Raw genomic sequence first — 21,414 nt, 5'->3', positions numbered from 1 at the left:
CCCCTTTTTCAATGTCCGCGCGCCTTGAACAAGAGTGCGCCGATCCCGTGGAAGCCACGCTGACGCGCATGCCGCATCGGCGTGACGCCCCCGCGGTCGGCCAGGTTGGGGTCGGCGCCGCCGTCGAGCAGGAGCTGCACGGTCTTCTCGTATTTGTCGCTGCCATCGCCCAGGGCCACGGCTTCGATCAGCGCGGTCAGGCCCAGGTTGTTGGTGGCATCGGGCGGTACGCCGGCCTTCACGAGTTCGTTGACGACTTCGACGTAGCCACGGCGCGCAGCCGGGATAAGCGCAGTATCGCCATCAGCGTTGGTGGCGCGCAGGTTGGCGCCGTGCGACAGGGCCAGGCGTACCGTTTCCGCATCGCCCTGGATGGCAGCGAGCAGGAAGGCGCTGTTCTGCGTGTTGTCCTGCAGGTTGACGTCGGCACCGGCCTGGATGAGCAAGCGTGCTGCCGCACCCATGTGCGCCATGACGGCGGCGATGAGGGCCGTGCGGCCCTCGGCATCACGCGCCTTGAGGCTGGCGCCTTCGGCCAGCAACGACTGGATGGCCATCGTGTTTCCGGCCTGCGCGGCGAGGATCAGGTCGCGGTCACGCGTGGCGGGGTCGCTGCGGCGGGTGGGGCGGGCGTCGGCCGGGCGTGCCGCGCCGGGTGCCACTTTGGCGCTCGCGTTGGCTGCCACATGCAGGACCGGCAGGTGTTGCTCCTGCCACGCATTGGCCATGTCGCCCACGGCCAGTGCCATCCCCAGCATGACGCCGATGAGCTGGTTGATCGCGGGGCGCGGAGCGATAAGCATGGCGGGCGGGTTCAGGCGCTGAGATAGGGATCGGGAAGCGGCGCGGTGTCGGTTGCGTCCGTTGTCGCGCAGGGGGCGTTTGCCGCGTCGGTGGCCTGCAGGCGTGACCACAGGCGGTCCAGATACGGATCGTGCAGCCCATTGCTGGCCAGGCCGATCAGCGTGCGCTGTAGGTATTCGCGTGCCGGCCCGTACAGCCCGACCGCCTCGCGCAGGCAGCCGACCACGCGCTCGTCGGGCAGACGGCCGGCATAGGCCTCATGCGCGCGGTTCATGACAAAAGCCAGCGCCATGACGCGTCGGCCATTGATTTCGGTGGGCAGCCAGCGGGGGAGGTACGCGCCGGTCAGCATTTCGCGGCGCCAGAGCACGCGGAATTCGTGCTCCGCATGGTCGCGCGGTACGCGGAAGGCTACGCCTCGGCAGCTGCCGCCACGGTCCAGACCGAGCACGAGCCCGGGGTTGTCCCAAGTGCCGCGATTGATACGGGAATAGAGGTAGAAGCCACGGTGATAGCCATGCACCGTGGCGCGGGCGGCCTCGGTGTGGAAGATCATCGGGTTCCAGATGAGCGAGCCGTAGCCGAACACCCAGGCGTCCTGGCATTCGCCGTGCGCGGCCGACAACCGCGCGAGCGTCGATGCAAGCGACGCTTCCAGCGCAGCCTCGGTCAGCAACGACGACGCGACGGGCGAATCACCCAGGGCGGCGCGCAACCGGTTCTGTTCGAGATCCTCTCGGGTGACGGCCATGTCGCAAGCATAGAGCAATCGTTACGAGTGGTCACGCGGGCTGACGGCCGATGGCCCGGAAACGGGGCGTTGCGATGCTCGGGGGCGTTTGACTATGGCGCGGCCGCAACGGTGGAGCATGCGCAGCCGGAAAACTGGAGGCGGGGGATCGGAATTGAACCGTCTTATACGGCTTTGCAAGCCGCAGCATTGACCACTCTGCCACCCCGCCGGGGGAGGCGGCTTGCGATGCACCGCGTGGCACATCGCAAGCCGGGGCGGATTCTAGCGCAGGATCAAACTTCCAGCAGATCGACCTCAAAAAGCAACGTTGCGTTCGGGGGAATCACGCCGCCTGCGCCGCGTGCGCCGTAGCCCAGGGCCGCCGGAATGATCAGCTTGCGCGTGCCGCCGACCTTCATGCCTTGAACGCCTTCGTCCCAGCCCTTGATGACCATGCCGCCACCCAGGTGGAAGGCGAAGGGGTCGTTACGGTCCTTGCTGGAGTCGAATTTCTTGCCGGCCTGGCCGTTGTCGTACAACCAGCCGGTGTAGTGCACGGTGACGTATTTGCCGGCCGTGGCTTCAGCGCCGTCGCCGACGACGACATCCTCGTATTGCAGGCCGCTTGCGGTGGTTTCGATGGTCATGATGAGCCTCGTGGAGTGGCGTGGGTGATGAGGGGAAAGGGCTCAGGCGGCGTCCGCGGCCTTGAGCGTTTCGATCTGGACGTGGACGTTGTCGGCGTCGTTGGCGATCCAGATGTCGCCGTCCTGGATGGTGACTTGCAGACGCATGGTGCGTTCCACCATGGCGGCTAGCGCGGCCACGGTGTCCGCCGCAACTTCGTACACCGACACGTTGGCAAAGCGCGTGATCTTGGTCTCGATTTGTTGCCACCACACGCGGCTTGCGTTGCCGCTATATGTATAGACGGCGACTTGTTCGGCGCGGTTGCTGGCCTTGCGGATGCGGGTGTCGTCGGGGTTGCCGAGGTCGATCCACAGTTCGATGGCGTCGGTCAGGTCGCGCTGCCAGAGTTCGGGTTCGTCGGGCTCGGACAGGCCACGCGTGAAGGCAAGCGTTTCGCTGGCGTGGCGAGCGAAGGCGAGCACGCGCACCATCATGCGTTCGTCGTTTTCGCTGGGGTGGCGGGCGACGGTCAACGCGTGATTGGCGTAGTAGTGGCGATCCATGTCGGCGATCTGCAGATCGACCTTGTAGATCGTGGATTTCAGGGCCATGCGGGTGGTCGGTGGATGGGCCGTTTTTGGCAAAGCGCGCATTGTCGCACGGGCCGGTGAAGCTGACGGATTGGCCTGGCGCATTCCCAACGGCGGCGGTTTGCGGTATATGAGCGGTGCGTGCGCTATTCGGCGCATATTTTTCCTATCCAAACAGGACAATCAGAACGATGCGTTGGATATTCGGAATCGTGGGTCTGTTGCTCGGAGGCCTGTCGGGGGGCGTCGTCGGGGCGTTCTTTGGGGCGTTGATCGGTCTGGGACTGGCATCGCTGATTTTGTACATGGACAAGCGGGGCAGCGCGCAGTGGGCAAATCCGCCCGACGCGCCGGGCGCAACCGGCGCTGCGCAGAGCCATGCGCCCGCGCAGGCTGCCGTGTCGCCACCGCCTGCCACGCTGCAGGAACGAGTGGCGCAGCTTGAGCACGAGGTTTCGCTCCTGCGCCGGCAGATGGCTGAAATCAAAGGTGGAACGTTTGCAGCGCCCGCCAACGTGGAGGCCGCTGCCGTTGAGGCGCCGCCGATCGTGGCCGAGGCGTTGCCACCGGTGGAGACGCCTGCCGTACCTGCGTCGACACCGCAGGTGGTGGCTACGCAGCCAATGCCTCAGCCTGTTCCCCAGCCCGCGCCGGTCTTGGCGCCGCACGAGCCCGATTGGGTCGAGCGCGCCGTCGGCGCTGCCCGCGACTGGCTGCTGGGCGGCAACAGCGTGGTGCGGGTCGGCATCCTGATCCTGTTCTTCGGTGTGGCGTTCCTGCTCAAGTACGCGGCGGACAACAGCCTGCTGCCCGTCGAATTCCGGCTGGCGGGTGTGGCGGTCGGGGCAATTGCGTTGCTGGGCATCGGCTGGCACCTGCGTGAGAAGCGTCCGGGCTATGCGCTCGTGCTGCAGGGCGGCGGGGTCGGCGTGCTGTATCTGACGGTATTTGCAGCCACGCGCGTGGTGCCACTGCTCAGCCCCGCAATGGCGTTTCCGCTGCTGGTGCTCATCTGCGCGCTGGCCGCCGGGCTGGCCGTCAAGCAGAACGCGCCAGCGCTGGCCTTTACGGGCAGTGCGGGCGGCTTCCTCGCGCCGATCCTGATCTCGACGGGCCAAGGCAGCCACGTGGCGCTGTTCAGCTATTACGCGCTGCTCAATGCGGGCATCTTCGCCATTGCGTGGTTCCGGGCGTGGCGGGCGCTGAATCTGCTGGGCTTCGTCTTTACGTTCGGCATTGCCACGGCGTGGGGCGTGCTGCGCTATCAGCCGTCGTTGCTGGCGAGCACCGAACCGTTCCTGATCCTCTTCTTCCTGATGTATGTGGGCATTGCGCTGCTGACCGCGCTGCGCCGTCATATCAGCCTGACGAACTACGTTGACGGCACGCTGGTGTTCGGCACGCCGTTGGTGGCGATGGGGTTGCAGGCGGGGCTGGTGCACCACATTCCGTTTGCGATGGCGTGGAGCGCCACTGCGCTGGCCGCGTTCTATCTGGCAATTGCGGGCTGGCTGGCGCCCAGGCGGGCCCACCTTGGTCTGCTGTACGAGGCGATGCTCGCGCTGGGCGTGATCTTCATCACGCTGGCGATTCCGCTGGCCTTCGACGGGCGCACCACCAGTGCGGTGTGGGCGCTGGAAGGGGCCGCCGTGGTATGGCTGGGCGTGCGCCAGCAGCGTCGGCTGGCGCTGGCGGCAGGCCTGCTCCTGCAGCTCGCGGCGGGCGCAGCATTCGCCGTGGACGCGGTATTCGATTGGGCGCCGCAGAACGGCTGGGCCGTGCTCAACAGCCGCTATATCGGCGGGGTATTGATTGCGCTGGCGGGCGTGTTCAGCGGCTGGCGCCTGCATGGCAAGGCGGAGGCGCGTGTATGGCTGAAGGCGGCGCCGGTGCTTGGCATCGTCGCGTCGGTGTGGGGCTTGCTGTGGTGGCTCGGCAGCGGCAGCAACGAGATCGACCGCTGGGCCTGGCGCTTCGCCAGCAAGACAGTCGACCGGCCCGACATTCCGCTGTATGCGGCCTTCGCCGTGCTGACGGCGTGGGCTGCGCACGGCCTGCGTCGCAAGCTCGATTGGGCGCTGGCCGAATGGCCTGCGCTGGCGTTGTCGCCGGTGCTCGCGTTGGTTTCGCTGGCTGCGATCGAGCACTGGGTGCCGTCACCGCTGGCCGGCTGGGGCGGGCTGGTGTGGATTGCGGCTGTGGTGCTGACCTTCGTGCTGTTGCGCCGCCAGGAGCGCGACGTGAAGGACACCATCCTCGCGCCGCTGCATACCGTGCTGTTCTGGCTGATCTGCGGCGTACTCGCGACGGAAGGCTACTGGCGCCTCGATGCCTACGTGCCCGAGGGCACCTGGAGCTTCGCCGCCTGGGCCTATGCCTACGGCGCGTTGCTTGCCCTGCTGGCGGGCGCAGGCTGGCGCATCCGCTGGCCCATCACCCGCTTCGAACGCGCCTACCTGCTATGGGGTGCCGCGCCACTGGCTGCCCTGCTGTGGCTGTGGAGCTTGGCGAGCGCCGCCAGCGATGGCAATGCCGCGCCGCTGTTCTACCTGCCGATTCTCAATCCGCTGGACGTCGCGCAACTGCTGGTCTTCTTCGCCATCGCGTTGTGGATGCGCCGCGTGGCGCTGCAGAAGCTTGTGCCTGAGCCGATGGTGATCGGCTACGCCATCGGCGCGACGCTGTTCATCTGGGCCAACGCGGTGCTGCTGCGCACGTTGCACCATTGGGCGCATGTGCCGTACACGCTGGACGATCTGGGCGCCTCAATGCTGGTGCAGGCGTCGCTGTCGATGTTCTGGACGGTGCTGGCGTTGGCCGTGATGGTGTTTGCCACGCGGCGCGCCAGCCGCGCGCTGTGGTTCACCGGTGGGGCGCTGCTGGGCGTGACGGTGGTCAAGCTGTTCCTGTTCGATCTGTCGCGCGTCACGGGTGTCGAGCGCATCGTGTCATTCATCGGTATTGGCGTGCTGCTGTTGCTGATCGGCTATCTGTCGCCGTTGCCGCCGAAGCCCAAAACCAGCGCCGAAGCTGAAACCGGGGAGGTTCTGTGAAGAAGGTTGTTCTTGCGATGGCTGCGGCATCGCTGTTGTCTGCGCCGGCCTGGGCCGAGCGCTTTGCGTTGACCGGCACGCCCGGCGCCCCTTACTACGCCGTCACGCTCAGCGAAGACGTCTACGCCCATGCGCACGAGGCCAGCCTGGCTGATCTGCGCATCCTCAATGGCGACGGCGAGCCCGTGCCGTTCACCATCGATATCCCGCGCGATCCGGCGCCACAGGCTCGCACATTGCACGACGTGCACTGGTTCGCCACGCCCATCGACGATGTGCAGAAACCGGGTGCCGCTGGTGTCGTGCTCGGTACCGATGGCGTGCTGCGCGCAACGGGCGTCCAGCTATCTCAGGCGTCTGTCCGTGCGTGGGTGGTCGACCTCAGCCAGCTTCGTGACACGGTGACGGCGCTGATCGTTGCGCTGCCCGCTGCGGAATTCCAGAGCGGTGTGAGCGTGCAGGCCAGCGATGACCTGCAGCACTGGAGCCCCGTCGCCCAGGCCACGCTGTTCCGCCTGTCCAATCAGGGCAGCACGCTGGTGCAGGATCGCATCGAGTTCACGGGGCTACGGGCGAAATACTTGCGCCTGACGTGGCAAGGCAAGCCGCCTGTGCCGGATGCGGTGCGTGCGGAGCTGGCCGCCGGTGCGCCGGTGGCGCTTGCGGATAACGCCATCCAGTGGCGCTCAGGTCTGGCGCCAGTGCAAACGCCCGCCGCCGGCGATTACGACTTCGATACCGGCGGCGTGTTCCCGGTCGAACGCGTGAAGATCCACCTGCCGCAAGCCAACACCGTCGCGCAGGCGACGCTGTATGCGCGTGCCGATGCCCAGGCGCCCTGGCGGCCAGTGACTTCCGCGCGCCTGTTCCGGCTGGCGGGGGCCGACGGGAAGGGGGAGCAGGAAAATGCGGCCATCACCGTGCCTGCGACGGGCGAGCGCTATTGGCGTCTGCAGGTCGACACGCGCAGCGGTGGCCTGGGTGCCGGCGCGCCGCAGTTGGCAATCGGCTGGCGTCCGGCCACGGTCACGTATGCGGCGCGCGGTAATGTGCCGTTCATGCTGGCGGTGGCGGAAGTGGCGCGCGGCAATCCGGTCGCACGGGCGGATTTGCTCGCGGGTGCGTCGCCTGCCATTGCGCAGGCACAACTTGGCGCGATGAGCGATTCGCCTGCCGACGCGCTGACGGCAGAGCCCCCGGGCGGCCGCAAGCGCCAGTGGGTTCTGTGGGGCGCGCTGTTGGCGGCGGTGGCGGTGCTGGGCGGCATGGCCTGGCGGTTGTTCCGCGCGCCGGCCGTACCGCCGGATGCATCGACGTAATCGACCTTGCTCAAAAGAAAACGGCGCCACCTGGGCGCCGTTTTTGTTGGCAGAGCGGATGTTCAGTGCGCGAAGGCGGGTTGAACGAACAGCGCAACGCACAAGGCAAAGCCCGCAAACCACATCAGCGAACGCAGCGGTGCCCAGTTGGCGAGATAGCACACCGTGTACAGCACGCGTACCACGATGAACGCGATGGCCAGCAGGTTGATGCGGTCGATGACGCCGCCGCCCAGGATGGCCACCAGCACAGCCACCGCAAAGAACGGAAACGCTTCAAAGTGATTCTGCTGTGCGGCTGCGGCACGGCCCGCTGCGCCGGTTTGCTGTGCAAGCCACGCGCGCGGATTGCGGTTGTCGTACCGCGGGCCTTTGGCCTTGGCGATGCCGACGCACACGATCGGCAACACCGCTGCCACCAGAACGCACCAGAGGGCGATCGGCATGGTCAGTCTCCTGGATGTGGATGGTTGTGAGGGTGCCGCACCCTAGCATAAGGTGCGTTTTCAAACACCTGAGGCGCTAGTCGACACCCTGCACGGCAATGCGCACATCCCCGAGCATGACTACCTGGCCTGCGCGAATCTTGGCCGTCTTGCGCAGCTCCGGTTGGCCGTCGACCGTGACCGCGCCATCGGCGACCACAGCCTTGCCGGCGCCGCCGCTGTCCACCACGCCGGTGAGCTTGAGCAGCTTGTGCAGCTCGATGTATTCGGTGGTCAGGGCGAAATCAATATTGGGCATGGATGGATTGCGAGGTTTATTGAGGCGTGGCTTCCACGCTGATGTCGAGGTCGACGCGGTCGCCCACGTCGGGCAGAAAGCGCGTCATGCCGAAGGCGCTACGGGCAATGGAGAGGTGGAAATCGCCCCCGCAGACGTGGCGTGTGCTGCCGGGCATCTTCTCGTCGCCACAACTGAAGCGGAGCGCCTCCAGCCGCACAGGCTGCGTCACGCCGTGCAGCGTCAGCTTGGCCTCGATGGCGGCAAGCTTGCCGCCTTCCACGACAAAGCGGTCGCTGCGCAGGCGGATGACCGGATACTGCGCCGCGTCGAGAAACTGCTCGGATTTCAGCACACCGTCCAGCACTCGCAGGCCCGTGTTGACGGATGCAGCATCGACGGTGAAATCGATGCCGCCCTGGTTGGTGGCTTCATCGAAGTTGATGGCGCCGTCGATCTTGTCGAAGCGGCCGCGCATTGTGCTGCGATCGAAGTGCGATGCGCCGAAGTAAACCGATGTGTGCGTCAGGTCTGGCGCAAATGACGTGGCGAAGGCGGGAGTGGTGAACAACCCGGCCAGCAATAGGATCCATGCACGCATGATGCCTCCGATATCAGAGGCCCATGGCGCGCATGGGCCCGTGTTTACTTGCCCCAGCTGTCTTTCAGGCCGACCACGCGGTTGAACACGGGCTTGCCCGGTTGCGAGTCGGTGCGGTCAGCCACAAAGTAGCCATGGCGCTCGAACTGGAAGCGGTCTTCCGCCTTGGCCGTTGCCAGCGTCGGCTCCAGGTAGGCCGTGACGATCTTCTTGGAGTCCAGGTTGAGCGCATCCAGGAAGTTCTTGTCGCCCGAATCCGGTTGCGGGTCGCTGAACAGGCGGTCGTACAGGCGCACTTCAGCTTCCAGCGCATGTGCGACGCTCACCCAGTGGATGTTGCCCTTCACCTTCACGCTGTCAGCACCCGGCGTGCCACTCTTCGTGTCCGGAATGATGTTGGCGTGCACGGCGGTGATGTTGCCGGCGGCATCCTTGTCGCAGCCGGTGCATTCGATCACATAGCCGTATCGCAGGCGCACCTTGTTGCCCGGGAAGAGGCGGAAGTAGCCCTTGGGCGGCGTCTCGGTAAAGTCCTCACGCTCGATCCACAGCTCACGTGTGAGCGGAAATTCGCGGCGGCCGAGTTCGGGCTGCTTCGGATGCACGGGTGCGGAGCACGGCTCATTGAAATCGGCCGGCACGTTGTCGAGCACCAGCTTGACCGGGTCCAGCACGGCCACCGAGCGCGGCGCACGGGCATCGAGGTCGTCGCGCACGGCGCCTTCCAGGATGCTCATGTCGATCCAGCTGTCAGCCTTCGACACGCCAACGCGTTCGCAGAAGAGCTGGATCGATTCCGGCGTATAGCCGCGGCGGCGGATGCCAACGAGCGTCGGCATGCGCGGGTCGTCCCAGCCGTCGACGCGGTTTTCCGTCACCAGTTGCAGCAGCTTGCGCTTGCTGGTGATGGCATACGTCAGGTGCAGGCGCGCGAATTCGTATTGATGCGGCAACGGCGCGGGCAGCACGCCGGCGTCGCGCAGGTGGTCGAGCACCCAGTCGTACAGCGGGCGGTTGTTCTCGAATTCGAGCGTACACAGCGAATGGGTGATGTTCTCCAGCGCATCGGAAATGCAATGCGTGAAGTCGTACATCGGGTAGATGCACCACGCGTCGCCGGTGCGGTGGTGATGCGCATGGCGGATGCGGTACAGCACCGGATCGCGCATCACGATATTGGGCGCGGCCATGTCGATCTTGGCGCGCAGCACCAGTTCGCCATCCTTGTACTTGCCCGCGCGCATATCGCGGAACAGCGCCAGGTTTTCGTCCACCGAGCGATCACGGAAAGGCGATGGCGTGCCCGGGCGGGTGAAGTCGCCCCGGTTGGCGGCGATCTGCTCGGCGCTTTGGCTGTCGACGTAGGCCGCGCCGCGCTGGATCAGCACTTCAGCAAAACCGTAGAGCTGCTCGAAATAGTCGCTGGCGTAATAGAGATGCTCGCCGCCGGCGTCGTTCCACGAATAGCCGAGCCAGTGCACGGCGTCGATGATGGAATCGACGTATTCGGTGTCTTCCTTGACGGGGTTGGTGTCGTCAAAGCGCAGGTGGCAGCGGCCGTTGTAATCCTTGGCCATGCCGAAGTTCACCCAGATGCTCTTGGCGTGACCGATGTGCAGGTAGCCATTGGGCTCCGGCGGAAAGCGCGTGACCACCGGCGGGATCGGCTGACCCGTGGCGTCCTGGCGATTGGCGTAGGTGCCTTGCGCGAGGTCGCCGTCAATGATCTGGCGCAGGAAGTTGGACGTGGGGGCGGCGGCGTTGTCTTGGCTCATGGGAGTGCGTGATTCGGCAATCCCGTGATTTTACCGTGCCCGGCGGTCTACGCCCCTGGACGCTATTTGCGCTGGGCCAGACCGTCGAGCGCCTGTGCGCGCAACAGCTCATTCGAGGCGGTGAACGTCTGCTGACGCAGTTGCGCGATTTGCGCTGCGCGATCGGCTTCCGACAGGCCAGTAAAGGCGTTGATTCGATCGCGTTCGTGGGTGTAGGTGTCGTAGCGGCTGCGCCAGTCGGCTTCTTCGCGGTTGCCCTGGATCAGGCGGTCGGCCACGAGGCTGTCCACGCCCCGGGCTGACAGGCGCTGGCGCATCTCGGCCTCGCTCATGCCTTGCTTCGTCCACGTTTCCATGTCGCTGGCGAGCTTGAGGGGAGCAGAGGCATCGCGGCGCGCCTGCTGCACCGAGGGCGGCAGGTTGGCATCGATGGCGGCGATCCTGGCCGCGCGCTGTTCCGGCGTGAGCGACGGGTCGGCCATCACGGCCAGGCGGTCCAGCGCGGCGGCGTCCATCGCGTCGTCATCGCCGTACCAGGCCTGGGCGACGTCCGCCCCCAGGTATTGGCGGCGCTGCGCGGTGCGCTCGCTCAACTGCTGGCGCAGCGTGGCGATCAGCTCGGGGCGCTGCTGGACTTGTTCTACGCTCGGCTTGTTGCGGCTTGCGCCGCCGTGTTCTGCCGCTGCCTTGCGATAGGCGAGGTAGTGCTGCAGCAGCGATTGCGCCTCCGCCAGCGCCGGCGTGACCAGCTTGGCGCGCAGATGCGCCTCAGCCATCGACACACGCTGCGCTTCGGGCAGCGACGCGGGCACGTCGAGGAAGTAGTCGAACACCGCGCGGTTGGCGGCTTCGACGATGAGGTGGCCGTGTGCATCGACGTGCAGGCCGTCCGGCGCCTGTGTGTCGGCCAGCTCGGGTGCCGGCGCGCCCGCCGTCAACGGTTCGCCGCCCACACTGCCGATGAATGCGCCCTTGGCCGCCTGCGGCTGCGATGCCGCAGGGGTCTGCGGCGCATCTGACGTGTGCCACCAGTAGACCCCGCCCGCGACCGACACCGCCACCAGCACGGCAACAACAAACGTCATGGGTTGTATCGATGGCGATTGGGGCTTCATCGTGGCGTTCAGCGCGTGGAGGGTTAGAGGCCTGCCGTCTTCAGTCGATTGGCTTGTGTACGAATCACCGCAACGGGGTCCGCTGCGCCCCAGCCGATCAGCCCAAGCAACTGGTTGACCTCATCGAGGTGATTCCACGCGTAATCCGTCGACAAGACCTGCCCGAACTTCGCGCTGCACACGGAGACGAGCCCATCGTTTGTTCCCGAGCCGCGCGCCTGCATGACGCCGCCGCTGAACACCAGCACCGGATCAAACACGTCGAGAAGGTTGGTGGCGGTGGAGCGGCCCGTCCACGAATACAGCTTCTGCACGTTGCCGTTGCGCACGTCGGTGGCGCTGCCGGTGTTGCACCCGCTGGCCAGGCCCGCGCTCGGGAATGCCTTGTTGAAATCGGCGGCGCCCGACGTCGACAGGATATGCAGCGCCGCAAAACCATTCTGCGGATTGCTGTTGCCGTTGAACCAGCCGAGCACCGAGCCGAATACGTCCGCGCCGAGGTTCACGAGCGCTTGGAACGGAGCGGGTGTCGACTCCACAAAGTCCGCAAACTCTGACCCCTTGTGGGGCGTGCCGATGGTGGTGACGGAGGCCACGAGGTTCGGTACCACGGCGGCTGCATAGCGCGATGTCAGTCCGCCCTGGCTGTGTCCAATGAGGTTGACCTTGGCGGCGCCCGTGGTGGCCAGCACGCTGCGGATCTGGCTGACGAGCTGTTCGCCGCGCACGGTTTCATCGTTGAAAGCAGATACATCGGCCACATAGACATTGGCGCCGTTGGCGCGCAGGTCTTCGGGGATCTGGTACCAGTAATCGACCACGCCGAGGAACTTGCTGGTGCCCGAGAGACCATGCACCAGCACGATCGGGTACTTGGTGGCGGCATACGTGCTGGCGGCTTGAGCGGGCGCGGCCGCAACCAAAGTGAGGGCGGATGTGGCCAAGACGGCGGCTGCAGCGTGCGTGCGCAGGAAGCTGCGCGCTGATCCATAGACAGCATGGAGCAGGGAAGTCTGTGACATTCGGTTGTCTCCTGGACATTGGATTGGTGGTCGACCTCTACGGGCCGATCGCCCTCCGTTATCCGAAGCGCCGCGTCCAACGTCAACTGGAGTGGAGGTTTGGCTCTAATGCTGCGTTGCCGCGTGCGCAAACAAAAACCGGAGGGCGGGCCCCCGGTTTCGTAGGGTGCGATGCAGCAACGTCGCCGTTCTTATTCTTCTTGAAACGCTTCCTCGCGTTTTCTGTTGATGGCCGGCAGCGCCACCAGCAAGACCAGGATGCTCGCCGCAATCAGCAGCCCCAGCGACAGCGGCCGCGTGACGAAGGTAGAGAAATCCCCGCGCGAGAGCAGCAGCGCACGGCGAAAGTTCTCTTCCATCATCGGCCCGAGCACGAAGCCGAGCAGCATTGGCGCCGGTTCGCAGCGCAGCTTCACGAACATGTAGCCGATCAATCCGAAGAGCGCCGTCTGGAAGATATCGAACGTCGTATTCGAGACCGAATACACGCCGATGCAGCAGAACACCAGGATGGCCGGATACAGGAAGCGATAGGGCACCTTCAACAGACGCACCCACACGCCGATCATCGGCAGGTTCAGCACGATGAGCATCAGGTTGCCGATCCACATCGAGGCGATCAGGCCCCAGAACAGCGCGGGGTTGCTGGTCATCACCTGGGGGCCGGGCTGGATGTTGTGGATGGTCATCGCGCCCACCATTAGCGCCATCACCGCATTGGGAGGAATGCCCAGCGTGAGCAACGGAATGAAGGATGTCTGCGCGGCAGCGTTGTTGGCCGATTCCGGACCAGCCACACCCTCGATGGCGCCCTTGCCGAACTCGTGTGAATACTTCGACGTCTTCTTCTCCAGCGAGTACGACGCGAACGACGCCAGCGTCGCGCCACCGCCGGGCAGGATGCCCAGCAGCGAGCCGAGCGCCGTGCCACGCAGCACGGCCGGGATCATGCGCTTGAAGTCTTCGCGGCTGGGCCAGAGGTTGCGCACGTGCTCGACAAAGGTTTCGCGGTGCTCCTTCTGCTCGAGGTTGGCGATGATCTCGGCAAAGCCGAACACGCCCATCGCCACCGACACGAAGTTCAGCCCGTCGGCCAACTCCGGCACGTCAAACGAATAACGCGCGGTGCCTGAGTTCACATCGGTGCCGACCAGACCGAGCAGCAAGCCCAGCACGATCATCGCAATTGCCTTGATCAGCGAGCCCGAGGCCAGCACCACCGCCCCGATCAGGCCCAGCACCATCAGCGAGAAATACTCCGCCGGCCCAAAGTTGAAAGCGAATTCCGACAGCGGCGTGGCAAACGCTGCCAGTACCAGCGTTGCCACGCAGCCTGCGAAGAACGAGCCGAGGCCCGCCGTGGCCAGCGCCACGCCTGCGCGCCCCCGTCGTGCCATCTGGTAGCCGTCGATGGTCGTGACGACAGACGAAGATTCGCCCGGCAGGTTGACGAGGATGGCTGTGGTGGAGCCGCCGTACTGCGCACCGTAGTAGATGCCGGCCAGCATGATCAGCGCGGCCACCGGAGGCAGCGCGTATGTGGCGGGCAGCAGCATCGCAATCGTGGCGATGGGGCCAAGGCCCGGCAGCACGCCGATCAGCGTACCGAGCACGCAGCCAATGAACGCGTAGATCAGGTTCTGTATGGAGAGCGCGGTGGAGAAGCCGAGCGCGAGATTGGCAAAGAGGTCCATGGTGTCGTCCGCGTCCCGCTCAATTGCCGATGAAGGCAGGCCACACCGGAAACTGCAGCTTGAGCCCGTAGACGAAGGCCGCGAGGCTCATCACCACCATCACGATGGCGGTGCCGGCGGCGCCCTTGAGCGTGAACTCGTGGCTAGCCATGCTGGAGACCAGCACGAGCACCACAATCGAGAGCACCAGCCCAAGCGGTTGCAGCAGCAGCCCGAACAGCACCACGGAGCCGAGAACCCACAGCAGCGTTTTGACGTCCCAGCGCGGAATGCGATCGACCACGCCCTTGCGCGAGAGGGATTGCACGACCAGCACCACGCCCAGCAGGACGAGCACAACGCCCAGCCAGAACGGGAAATAGCCCGGGCCCATGCTGCTGGCCGTACCCATGCGGTAGCTGCGCGCCAGAATGGCAAACGCCGCACCGGCGACGATGAACATGACGCCGGATGCAAAGTCCTGGTGACTGCGGATCACCGGACGACCTTGTGGATCGTTCTGCAAGTCTGGTCTCCTCGGGGTGGCGTGCAGCGCCGGTTATGGCAGGCCGACTTATGCCTTGTAAGCCGGCCAAGTTTGCACGCTAAGCAGACCGGCTTTCAAGCACCTTGCGGAGGGGAAGGCGGGCGTTCTCATGGCCTCGCGCGGCGCCTAGGCAAACGGTTCAGGGTTTGTCCCTAGCGTTGCCTGGGGGAAAACTTGGGGCCGAGCAATGCGGTTGCGCGGCCCTGTGCATTTACATGCCGATACCGCGCGCCATCAACACAGCCGCCAGCGGAATGAAGATGATCAGGTGCGACTCGATCATGACCCAACGCCGCGTTTTCGCAATTTCCGCAGGTGTGGGCACGAAGTCGGGCAAGGTCTTGCCTTGCTTCTTCCAGCGCAGGATGTTGACGGTCGGAATGATCGACATCAGCCCGATCAGGACGAACAGGCCAACCTTGACGTGGAATACCGGGTTGTGGACGTAGAACGCGTAGCCTTTGGCGCCGTAGACCACGCGCAGCAACCCTGTTATCAGTACCGCGAGCGCGGCAAAGCCGAACACGGCGTCATAACGCGCCAGGCGCTTGCGCGTCTCGGGCGTCATGTCCGGGCGCAGCACCACGGCCTCGGCGGTGAGAAAGACGATCAGCGTGAAGATCGAGATGTAATGCAGGTAAGCCAGCAACGCATCAAGCCACATGAGGACCTCGTCTTGGGTGGAAGAAGTTGCGATTAGATGACGCCTTGCGCGCGCAGTGCTTCGACCTGCTCGGGTGAGAAGTCGAGCACGTCGCGCAGCACGGTTTCGGTGTGTTCGCCCAGCAGCGGCGGGTGGCTAGCGGCCTTGGGTGGCGTGGCACTCATCTTGACCGGGCTGCCGACCAGCTTGACGTTACCGGCGCTCGGGTGAGGCAGGTCGACGCGCAGTCCGCGCGCCTGCACCTGCTCGTTGTCGAACACCTCGTCGAGCGAGTTGATCGGGCCGCACGGTACGCCGGCGGCTTCGAGCTTGTCGATCCATTCGCCTTTGCCGAAGCGTTTGACCATCTCGGCCAGGATCGGCACCAGCACGTCGCGGTTGGCTACGCGCTGCGGGTTGGTGGCAAAGCGCGGGTCGTCGGCCAGTTCGGGCATGCCGCCGGCTTCGACAAAGCGGCGAAACTGGCCGTCATTGCCGACTGCCACGATGATCCAGCCGTTGGCGGCCTGGAACGTCTGATACGGCACGATGTTCGGGTGCGCGTTGCCCCAGCGCTTGGGTGCCTGACCGCTGGCCAGATAGTTCGTGTTCATGTTCGCCAGCATCGCGACCTGCACGTCGAGCAACGCCATGTCGATGTACTGGCCCTCGCCGGTGCGGTCACGATGGGCAAGGGCGGCCAGCACGGCCACGGTGGCGTACATGCCGGTCATCAAATCCGAAATGGCCACGCCGGCCTTCTGCGGGCCGCCGCCGGGCAGGTCGTCGCGCTCGCCGGTCAGGCTCATGAAGCCGCCCATGCCTTGCACGATGAAGTCGTAGCCGGCGCGCGCGGCGTAAGGGCCGGTCTGGCCGAAGCCCGTGATGGAGCAGTAGACAAGGTCCGGCTTTACCGCCTTGAGCGATGCGTAGTCGAGCCCGTATTTCTTGAGTTGGCCGACCTTGTAGTTTTCGAGCACCACGTCTGCATGTGCCGCGAGCTTGCGGACGATGTCCTGGCCCTCGGGCGTGCTGATATCGACGGTGATCGAGCGCTTGTTTCGATTGGCCGCGAGGTAATAAGCGGCTTCGGCGGTGTTGTTGCCCGCTTCGTCCTTGAGCCACGGCGGGCCCCATGTGCGCGTGTCGTCGCCGGCGCCGGGGCGTTCGACCTTGATGACGTCGGCGCCGAAATCGGCAAGATTCTGCGCGCACCAGGGGCCGGCAAGCACGCGGGTCAGGTCGAGAACACGGAGATGGCTCAGAGCGCCCATGGATTGACGAATCGACACGATTGGAACGGGTGCACTCTACACCACGCCCCGGCAGGGCCGCAGCCCCATGCGACCAACCGGGGAAAATGCGGCGCAGAATGGACGCGACCGGGTTGCGAACCCCGTATAATCAACGGTTTGCACTAATCCAAGGCGCTCAGGAGCGGATGCTCCGAGGCGCAATGCTGACTCCGGCACCCCGCGACATGAAAGCCTCCGATATCCGCCAAAAATTCCTGACCTTCTTTGAGGGCAAGGGCCACACCGTGGTGCGCTCCTCGCCGCTGGTGCCGGGCAACGACCCGACGCTGCTGTTCACCAACTCCGGCATGGTGCAGTTCAAAGACGTCTTCCTTGGTACCGACAAGCGCCCGTACGTGCGTGCGGCTTCCGTGCAGCGCTGCCTGCGCGCCGGCGGCAAGCACAACGACCTGGAAAACGTCGGCTATACGGCGCGTCACCATACGTTCTTCGAAATGCTGGGCAACTGGTCGTTTGGCGACTACTTCAAGCGCGATGCACTCGTGTGGGCGTGGGAGTTGCTGACCCAGGAATACAAGCTGCCGGCCGACAAGCTGTGGGCCACCGTCTACCAGACCGACGATGAGGCCTACGACATCTGGACCAAGGTGATCGGCCTGCCGCCGGAGCGCGTCGTGCGCATCGGCGACAACAAGGGCGCACCGTACGCCTCCGACAACTTCTGGCAGATGGCCGAAACCGGCCCGTGCGGCCCCTGCTCGGAAATCTTCTACGACCATGGCCCGGACGTATGGGGCGGCCCCCCGGGAAGCCCGGAAGCCGACGGCGACCGCTACATCGAAATCTGGAACAACGTGTTCATGCAGTTCGATCGCCAGCTCGATCCGGCGACCGGCGAATACACGCTGACCCCGCTGCCCGCACCGTGCGTCGACACCGGCATGGGCATGGAGCGTCTGGCTGCAATCCTGCAGCACGTTCACAGCAACTACGAGATCGATCTGTTCCAGGCGCTCATCGCAGCGGCTGCGCGCGAGACCAACACCAAGGATCTGGCCAACAACTCGCTGCGCGTGATTGCCGACCACATTCGCGCGTGCTCGTTCCTGATCGTCGACGGCGTGATCCCGGGCAATGAAGGCCGCGGCTACGTGCTGCGCCGGATCATCCGCCGCGCCATCCGCCACGGCTACAAGCTGGGCTGCCGCGCTGCGTTCTTCCACAAGCTCGTGGACGATCTTGTGGCGCAGATGGGCGAAGCCTATCCGGAACTGCGCGAGGCGCGCGACCGCGTGGTCGAGGTGCTACGCACGGAAGAAGCCCGCTTCTTCGAGACCATCGAGCACGGCATGTCGATCCTCGACGCTGCGCTGGGTGAGCTGAAGACGTCGGGCCAGGATGGGAAAGAGCGGATGCTCGACGGCGAACTCGCCTTCAAGCTGCACGACACCTTCGGTTTCCCGCTGGACCTGACGCAAGACGTCTGCCGCGAGAACGACGTGATCGTCGACGAAGCCGCCTTTGACGCCGCCATGAACCGCCAGCGCGAGCAGGCACGCGCGGCCGGCAAGTTCAAGATGGTCGCCGGCACGCTCGACTACACCGGCGACAAGACCACCTTCCACGGCTACGACCAGCTCGTGCGCGAAACCGCGCGTGTGACGGCGCTGTTTGTGGACGGTGCGTCGGTGCAGGAAATGCACCCGGGCCAGACCGGCGTGGTGGTGCTGGACCACACCCCGTTCTATGCGGAATCGGGCGGCCAGGTTGGCGACCAGGGCACGCTCAAGGCCGCGACCGTCTGGTTTGACGTGGCCGACACGCTCAAGGTGCAGCCGGAAGTGTTCGGCCACCACGGCGAGCTGCGCACCGGCGTGCTGAAGGTTGGCGATGCCGTGGCGGCGGAAGTGGACGCCGTGCGCCGTGCGCGCACCATGCGCAACCACTCGGCCACCCACCTGATGCACAAAGCCCTGCGTGAAGTGCTGGGCAGCCACGTGCAGCAGAAGGGCTCGCTGGTCGATGCGGAAAAGACACGCTTCGACTTCTCGCACAACGCGCCGATGACGCCGCTGCAGATTCGCGAAGTGGAAGCCCGCGTGAACGCAGAAATCTTCGCCAACGCTGCGACGAGCGCCCAGCTCATGGGCTTTGACGATGCGGTCAAGAATGGCGCGATGGCCCTGTTTGGCGAGAAGTACGGCGATGAAGTGCGCGTGCTGTCGATTGGTTCGTCGAGGGAACTGTGTGGCGGCACGCACGTGGCGCGCACGGGCGACATCGGCCTGTTCAAGATCGTGAGCGAATCGGGCGTTGCAGCCGGCATCCGCCGCGTGGAAGCGATCACCGGCGACAACGTGCTGCATTACCTGCAGACGCTCGATACGCGCATCAACGAAGCGGCCGCCGCACTGCGTGCGCAGCCGTCGGAACTGACGCAGCGTATCGGCCAGGTGCAGGATCAGGTCAAGACGCTGGAGAAGGAGCTGGAGCGCCTGAAGTCGAAGCTGGCCGCAAGCCAGGGCGACGAACTGGTGAGCCAGGCGGTGGACGTTGCCGGCATCAAGGTGCTGGCCGCAAAGCTGGATGGCGCCGATGCCAAGACGCTGCGCGAGACCATGGACAAGCTCAAGGACAAGCTGCAGACCGCGGCCATCGTGCTGGGCAGCGTGACTGACGGCAAGGTCGCGCTGATCGCCGGCGTGACGGCTGACGCCACGGGCAAGGTCAAGGCTGGCGAACTGGTCAACTTTGTCGCCCAGCAGGTCGGCGGCAAGGGCGGCGGCCGCCCGGACATGGCGCAGGCCGGCGGCACGGAGCCGGACAACCTGCCGCAGGCGCTGGCCGGTGTGGCAGCCTGGGTGCAGCAGAAGGTCTGATGTAACGCCTTCGCATCGGATGCGCTGAACGGCGCGCGTTCCCGGCAACGGGGCGCGCGCCGTTTTGTTTTGGGGCGATCAGCGAGGCGGCGTAGTTTCCAGCCGGAAGACGCGCAGCCGTTCATTCCGATCGCCATGGCGCGCGCCCGACCAGAACAAGGTCCACTCATCTCCGGGCGTTCGCGCGTGCGAATGGCTGTCCTGGACGATCAGCCATCGGCAATTGTGCGCGGTGGATTGCGCAACGGGCTGGTGGAGGATGCCGGTGAAGTAGCGCAGCATGGGCGCTTCCGATTCGCCCAGATGCAGGCTCGCCATGCAATCATCGGTGCGCCATGCCGGCGCCAGCTTGGCACTGAGACTGTCGAACACGGAGCGATAGCTCTTGGCCTCGTCCAACCAGGGCAGCAGGAGGGTACCGATCAACCCCCAGCCGACCAGGGCGCCGGCTGCCCACGACAGTGCACCGCGCCATGCGCCGGCTTGTTTCAGCCGTGGCAGCAGCCAGATCCATCCCCCTGTCAGGGCGAGTGCTGCGGCCACCAGCGTGGGGTGAATCGGCAAGATCCAGTCGACCGGTAACCAGCGGTCGAGCCAGAGCAGGCCTGCACGCGATGCGCTTTCCGTCATGACGGCCCATAGCAGCCACGCAAGCAGCACGATGCTGCCGAACAGCGCGCGGCTGAAGTAGTCCCACACGGCGTGCGGGCGCGTCGGCAGCCGTGCGATCGCCTGCTGGCCCAGCATCGCCAGCGGTACGATGAACGGCAGCAGATACAGCGGGCGGGCTGTCGCCGAGACCTGGAGTGCAAGCAGCCCCACGGCCGCGAACGCCAATGGCAGCGCCACACGCGGTGTACGCCAATCACGCCACGCGCCGCCAACCAGTGCGACGAGCGCGAGTGGGCCGGCTGGAAACCCGATGGTCAGCAATGAATGCCAGACGTAGAACGGATCGTCGTTCTCCGCGCCCAGCACGGGTACGGAAAAGCCCAGGAAGCGGCCGATGTTGTTGTCCCAGAACCAGACATGGAAGAGGTCCGGCGCGCGTAGGTAGAGGAGCGTCGGCCAGATCGTGGCGAATGGAAGGAAGACGAGTGCCGCGGTGCCGAGTTGTTTTGCGAACGCGCGACTGCGGCACGCGGGAAGCAGCACGCACGCGCTGGCGATGGTGATGCAGAACACCAGCGGGATGAATACGCCCTTGGCCAGCAACGCCATTCCCATACCGATGCCAAGCAGCCATGCGGAGCCGCGTGAACGCGTTGCCGGCAGCGCGCATTCGAACAACCCGCAGAAGCCGATGGCAGTGCCAGCCAGCAACGCCACGTCGGTGATCATCTCGTGCGCGTGCTTGACGACGATCAGCGAGCCTGCGCACAGCGCCACTGTGCCCAGCACGCGCGCGTCTGTCCATGAAGATGCACCTGTCGTCGCCCGCGCGAGCCGCGCGGTGAACGCAAGGGCCAGTCCGGCAAACAGCGCGCTCGCGAGCCGCGCGGCGTCATGCGCGGGCAGCACGTCCGCCAGCAGCCAGACCAGCGCGCTGGCCGTCCACGCATAGAGCGGTGGCTTCTCGACAAAGGGTTGGCCGGCGCTGACCGGCACGATCGCGTCGCCGGTTTCCACCATGTGCTGGACGATGCCGAACGTATAGGTTTCGTCCTGCTTCCATGGGTCGTGGCCGAGGGTGCCGGGCAGCAGGTAGGCGCAGGCGATCAACGCGACGAGAAGCCATTTGCGCAACGCTTGCCATGGCCACGCGCGCACTGATGGGGCCGCGGGTGCGATCACCCCACCTGAGGCGAGCAGGGCAGGATTTGCTGTGAAGTCACGCACGTGCGTGGTCGCGGCGGGCGTGTGTGCGCTCCGCCGTCCAGGGCGTGTGGGTTCCTGCATGGTGCGAGGTTTCCGGTTTGCTGGATGCGGCCCGGAAGGTGGCGGGCCGATCGGCTTGGATGACAGACAGAACGCCCCGATCCGGTCCGGGTGGGGCGGTGTGCAGTACATCACGCACAACTTACGGAGACCCTGAGCGGCGCCTCACAAAC

General features: G+C 65.5%; 18 protein-coding genes and 1 tRNA gene. 3 read left to right on the top strand and 16 right to left on the bottom strand.

The features are described from left to right. Positions 1 to 8: 8 nt before the first annotated feature. The 5 genes from DOD19_RS11055 to DOD19_RS11035 form a co-directional block, all read right to left on the bottom strand. Positions 9 to 803 (bottom strand): ankyrin repeat domain-containing protein, encoded by a 795-nt coding sequence (locus DOD19_RS11055; RefSeq protein WP_024976317.1) that lies wholly within the window; start codon positions 801 to 803, stop codon positions 9 to 11. A gap of 11 nt (positions 804 to 814) precedes the next feature. Continuing rightward, a complete protein-coding gene (locus DOD19_RS11050; protein ID WP_024976316.1) occupies positions 815 to 1,555 on the bottom strand; it encodes a gamma-glutamylcyclotransferase in 741 nt (246 codons plus the stop codon). Positions 1,556 to 1,690: 135 nt separating this feature from the next. After that, positions 1,691 to 1,766, bottom strand: a tRNA-Cys gene (locus DOD19_RS11045). A 64-nt stretch (positions 1,767 to 1,830) separates the two neighbouring features. Then, positions 1,831 to 2,184, bottom strand: a complete 354-nt coding sequence (locus DOD19_RS11040) for an FKBP-type peptidyl-prolyl cis-trans isomerase (RefSeq protein WP_112185486.1) — start codon at positions 2,182 to 2,184, stop codon at positions 1,831 to 1,833. A 42-nt stretch (positions 2,185 to 2,226) separates the two neighbouring features. Next, positions 2,227 to 2,778 (bottom strand): YaeQ family protein, encoded by a 552-nt coding sequence (locus tag DOD19_RS11035; protein WP_024976314.1) that lies wholly within the window; start codon positions 2,776 to 2,778, stop codon positions 2,227 to 2,229. A gap of 170 nt (positions 2,779 to 2,948) precedes the next feature. Between DOD19_RS11035 and DOD19_RS11030 the strand changes: the two genes are divergently transcribed. Next, positions 2,949 to 5,810: a DUF2339 domain-containing protein gene (locus DOD19_RS11030; protein ID WP_112185484.1), complete on the top strand. Its 2,862-nt coding sequence runs from the start codon at positions 2,949 to 2,951 to the stop codon at positions 5,808 to 5,810. Further along, positions 5,807 to 7,129: a DUF3999 domain-containing protein gene (locus DOD19_RS11025; RefSeq protein ID WP_112185482.1), complete on the top strand. Its 1,323-nt coding sequence runs from the start codon at positions 5,807 to 5,809 to the stop codon at positions 7,127 to 7,129. The genes DOD19_RS11030 and DOD19_RS11025 overlap by 4 nt, the downstream gene beginning before the upstream one ends. A gap of 62 nt (positions 7,130 to 7,191) precedes the next feature. On the opposite strand, the gene DOD19_RS11020 is transcribed toward DOD19_RS11025, so the two are convergent. The 10 genes from DOD19_RS11020 to DOD19_RS10975 all read right to left on the bottom strand — a co-directional run bounded on the left by DOD19_RS11020 (position 7,192) and on the right by DOD19_RS10975 (position 16,502). After that, complete coding sequence (locus DOD19_RS11020) at positions 7,192 to 7,575, bottom strand: MAPEG family protein (protein WP_024976311.1); 384 nt, start codon at positions 7,573 to 7,575, stop codon at positions 7,192 to 7,194. Between the two features lie 76 nt (positions 7,576 to 7,651). Then, complete coding sequence (locus DOD19_RS11015; RefSeq protein WP_024976310.1) at positions 7,652 to 7,873, bottom strand: RNA-binding S4 domain-containing protein; 222 nt, start codon at positions 7,871 to 7,873, stop codon at positions 7,652 to 7,654. A 16-nt stretch (positions 7,874 to 7,889) separates the two neighbouring features. Next, complete coding sequence (locus tag DOD19_RS11010) at positions 7,890 to 8,453, bottom strand: YceI family protein (protein ID WP_024976309.1); 564 nt, start codon at positions 8,451 to 8,453, stop codon at positions 7,890 to 7,892. Positions 8,454 to 8,497: 44 nt separating this feature from the next. Next, entirely contained in the window at positions 8,498 to 10,228 is a 1,731-nt protein-coding gene (locus DOD19_RS11005) for a glutamine--tRNA ligase/YqeY domain fusion protein (RefSeq protein ID WP_112185480.1), read from the bottom strand. 62 nt (positions 10,229 to 10,290) lie between these two features. Continuing rightward, positions 10,291 to 11,313 (bottom strand): lipase secretion chaperone, encoded by a 1,023-nt coding sequence (locus tag DOD19_RS11000; RefSeq protein ID WP_235193172.1) that lies wholly within the window; start codon positions 11,311 to 11,313, stop codon positions 10,291 to 10,293. Positions 11,314 to 11,366: 53 nt separating this feature from the next. Further along, on the bottom strand, positions 11,367 to 12,365 hold the full coding sequence (locus DOD19_RS10995; protein WP_024976306.1) for a triacylglycerol lipase: 999 nt from the start codon (positions 12,363 to 12,365) through the stop codon (positions 11,367 to 11,369). Positions 12,366 to 12,556: 191 nt separating this feature from the next. Then, on the bottom strand, positions 12,557 to 14,059 hold the full coding sequence (locus tag DOD19_RS10990) for a tripartite tricarboxylate transporter permease (RefSeq protein ID WP_112185479.1): 1,503 nt from the start codon (positions 14,057 to 14,059) through the stop codon (positions 12,557 to 12,559). A 19-nt stretch (positions 14,060 to 14,078) separates the two neighbouring features. Beyond that, a complete protein-coding gene (locus DOD19_RS10985; RefSeq protein WP_239498006.1) occupies positions 14,079 to 14,501 on the bottom strand; it encodes a tripartite tricarboxylate transporter TctB family protein in 423 nt (140 codons plus the stop codon). Between the two features lie 295 nt (positions 14,502 to 14,796). Next, a complete protein-coding gene (locus DOD19_RS10980) occupies positions 14,797 to 15,249 on the bottom strand; it encodes a DUF2214 family protein (RefSeq protein WP_112185477.1) in 453 nt (150 codons plus the stop codon). A gap of 32 nt (positions 15,250 to 15,281) precedes the next feature. Next, positions 15,282 to 16,502: a CaiB/BaiF CoA-transferase family protein gene (locus DOD19_RS10975; RefSeq protein ID WP_024976302.1), complete on the bottom strand. Its 1,221-nt coding sequence runs from the start codon at positions 16,500 to 16,502 to the stop codon at positions 15,282 to 15,284. Between the two features lie 206 nt (positions 16,503 to 16,708). Between DOD19_RS10975 and alaS the strand changes: the two genes are divergently transcribed. Next, the gene (gene alaS / locus DOD19_RS10970) at positions 16,709 to 19,363 is read left to right on the top strand and encodes an alanine--tRNA ligase (RefSeq protein ID WP_024976301.1); all 2,655 of its coding nucleotides are present in this window, start codon (positions 16,709 to 16,711) and stop codon (positions 19,361 to 19,363) included. Positions 19,364 to 19,441: 78 nt separating this feature from the next. Here the strand turns inward: alaS and DOD19_RS10965 are convergent, their stop codons facing one another. Then, positions 19,442 to 21,262, bottom strand: coding sequence for a glycosyl transferase (locus DOD19_RS10965; RefSeq protein WP_112185475.1), 1,821 nt, complete (start codon positions 21,260 to 21,262; stop codon positions 19,442 to 19,444). Between the last annotated feature and the right edge of the window lie 152 nt (positions 21,263 to 21,414).

The organism is Ralstonia sp. GX3-BWBA, from assembly GCF_003290055.1.
GTDB lineage: Bacteria > Pseudomonadota > Gammaproteobacteria > Burkholderiales > Burkholderiaceae > Ralstonia > Ralstonia holmesii.
Note: the sequence above shows the minus strand (reverse complement) of the source record. Positions and strands in the feature narration are given on the sequence as shown.

Bases quoted from the DNA above. Each gene is read 5' to 3' on its own strand.
- DOD19_RS10990 (WP_112185479.1), bottom strand. From the start codon at position 14,059: ATGGACCTCTTTGCCAATCTCGCGCTCGGCTTCTCCACCGCGCTCTCC.
- DOD19_RS10995 (WP_024976306.1), bottom strand. From the start codon at position 12,365: ATGTCACAGACTTCCCTGCTCCATGCTGTCTATGGATCAGCGCGCAGC.
- alaS (WP_024976301.1), top strand. From the start codon at position 16,709: ATGAAAGCCTCCGATATCCGCCAAAAATTCCTGACCTTCTTTGAGGGC.
- DOD19_RS11010 (WP_024976309.1), bottom strand. From the start codon at position 8,453: ATGCGTGCATGGATCCTATTGCTGGCCGGGTTGTTCACCACTCCCGCC.
- DOD19_RS11050 (WP_024976316.1), bottom strand. From the start codon at position 1,555: ATGGCCGTCACCCGAGAGGATCTCGAACAGAACCGGTTGCGCGCCGCC.
- DOD19_RS11000 (WP_235193172.1), bottom strand. From the start codon at position 11,313: ATGACGTTTGTTGTTGCCGTGCTGGTGGCGGTGTCGGTCGCGGGCGGG.
- DOD19_RS11035 (WP_024976314.1), bottom strand. From the start codon at position 2,778: ATGGCCCTGAAATCCACGATCTACAAGGTCGATCTGCAGATCGCCGAC.
- DOD19_RS11055 (WP_024976317.1), bottom strand. From the start codon at position 803: ATGCTTATCGCTCCGCGCCCCGCGATCAACCAGCTCATCGGCGTCATG.
- DOD19_RS10975 (WP_024976302.1), bottom strand. From the start codon at position 16,502: ATGGGCGCTCTGAGCCATCTCCGTGTTCTCGACCTGACCCGCGTGCTT.
- DOD19_RS10985 (WP_239498006.1), bottom strand. From the start codon at position 14,501: ATGTTCATCGTCGCCGGTGCGGCGTTTGCCATTCTGGCGCGCAGCTAC.
- DOD19_RS11015 (WP_024976310.1), bottom strand. From the start codon at position 7,873: ATGCCCAATATTGATTTCGCCCTGACCACCGAATACATCGAGCTGCAC.
- DOD19_RS11005 (WP_112185480.1), bottom strand. From the start codon at position 10,228: ATGAGCCAAGACAACGCCGCCGCCCCCACGTCCAACTTCCTGCGCCAG.
- DOD19_RS10980 (WP_112185477.1), bottom strand. From the start codon at position 15,249: ATGTGGCTTGATGCGTTGCTGGCTTACCTGCATTACATCTCGATCTTC.
- DOD19_RS11030 (WP_112185484.1), top strand. From the start codon at position 2,949: ATGCGTTGGATATTCGGAATCGTGGGTCTGTTGCTCGGAGGCCTGTCG.
- DOD19_RS11040 (WP_112185486.1), bottom strand. From the start codon at position 2,184: ATGACCATCGAAACCACCGCAAGCGGCCTGCAATACGAGGATGTCGTC.
- DOD19_RS10965 (WP_112185475.1), bottom strand. From the start codon at position 21,262: ATGCAGGAACCCACACGCCCTGGACGGCGGAGCGCACACACGCCCGCC.
- DOD19_RS11020 (WP_024976311.1), bottom strand. From the start codon at position 7,575: ATGCCGATCGCCCTCTGGTGCGTTCTGGTGGCAGCGGTGTTGCCGATC.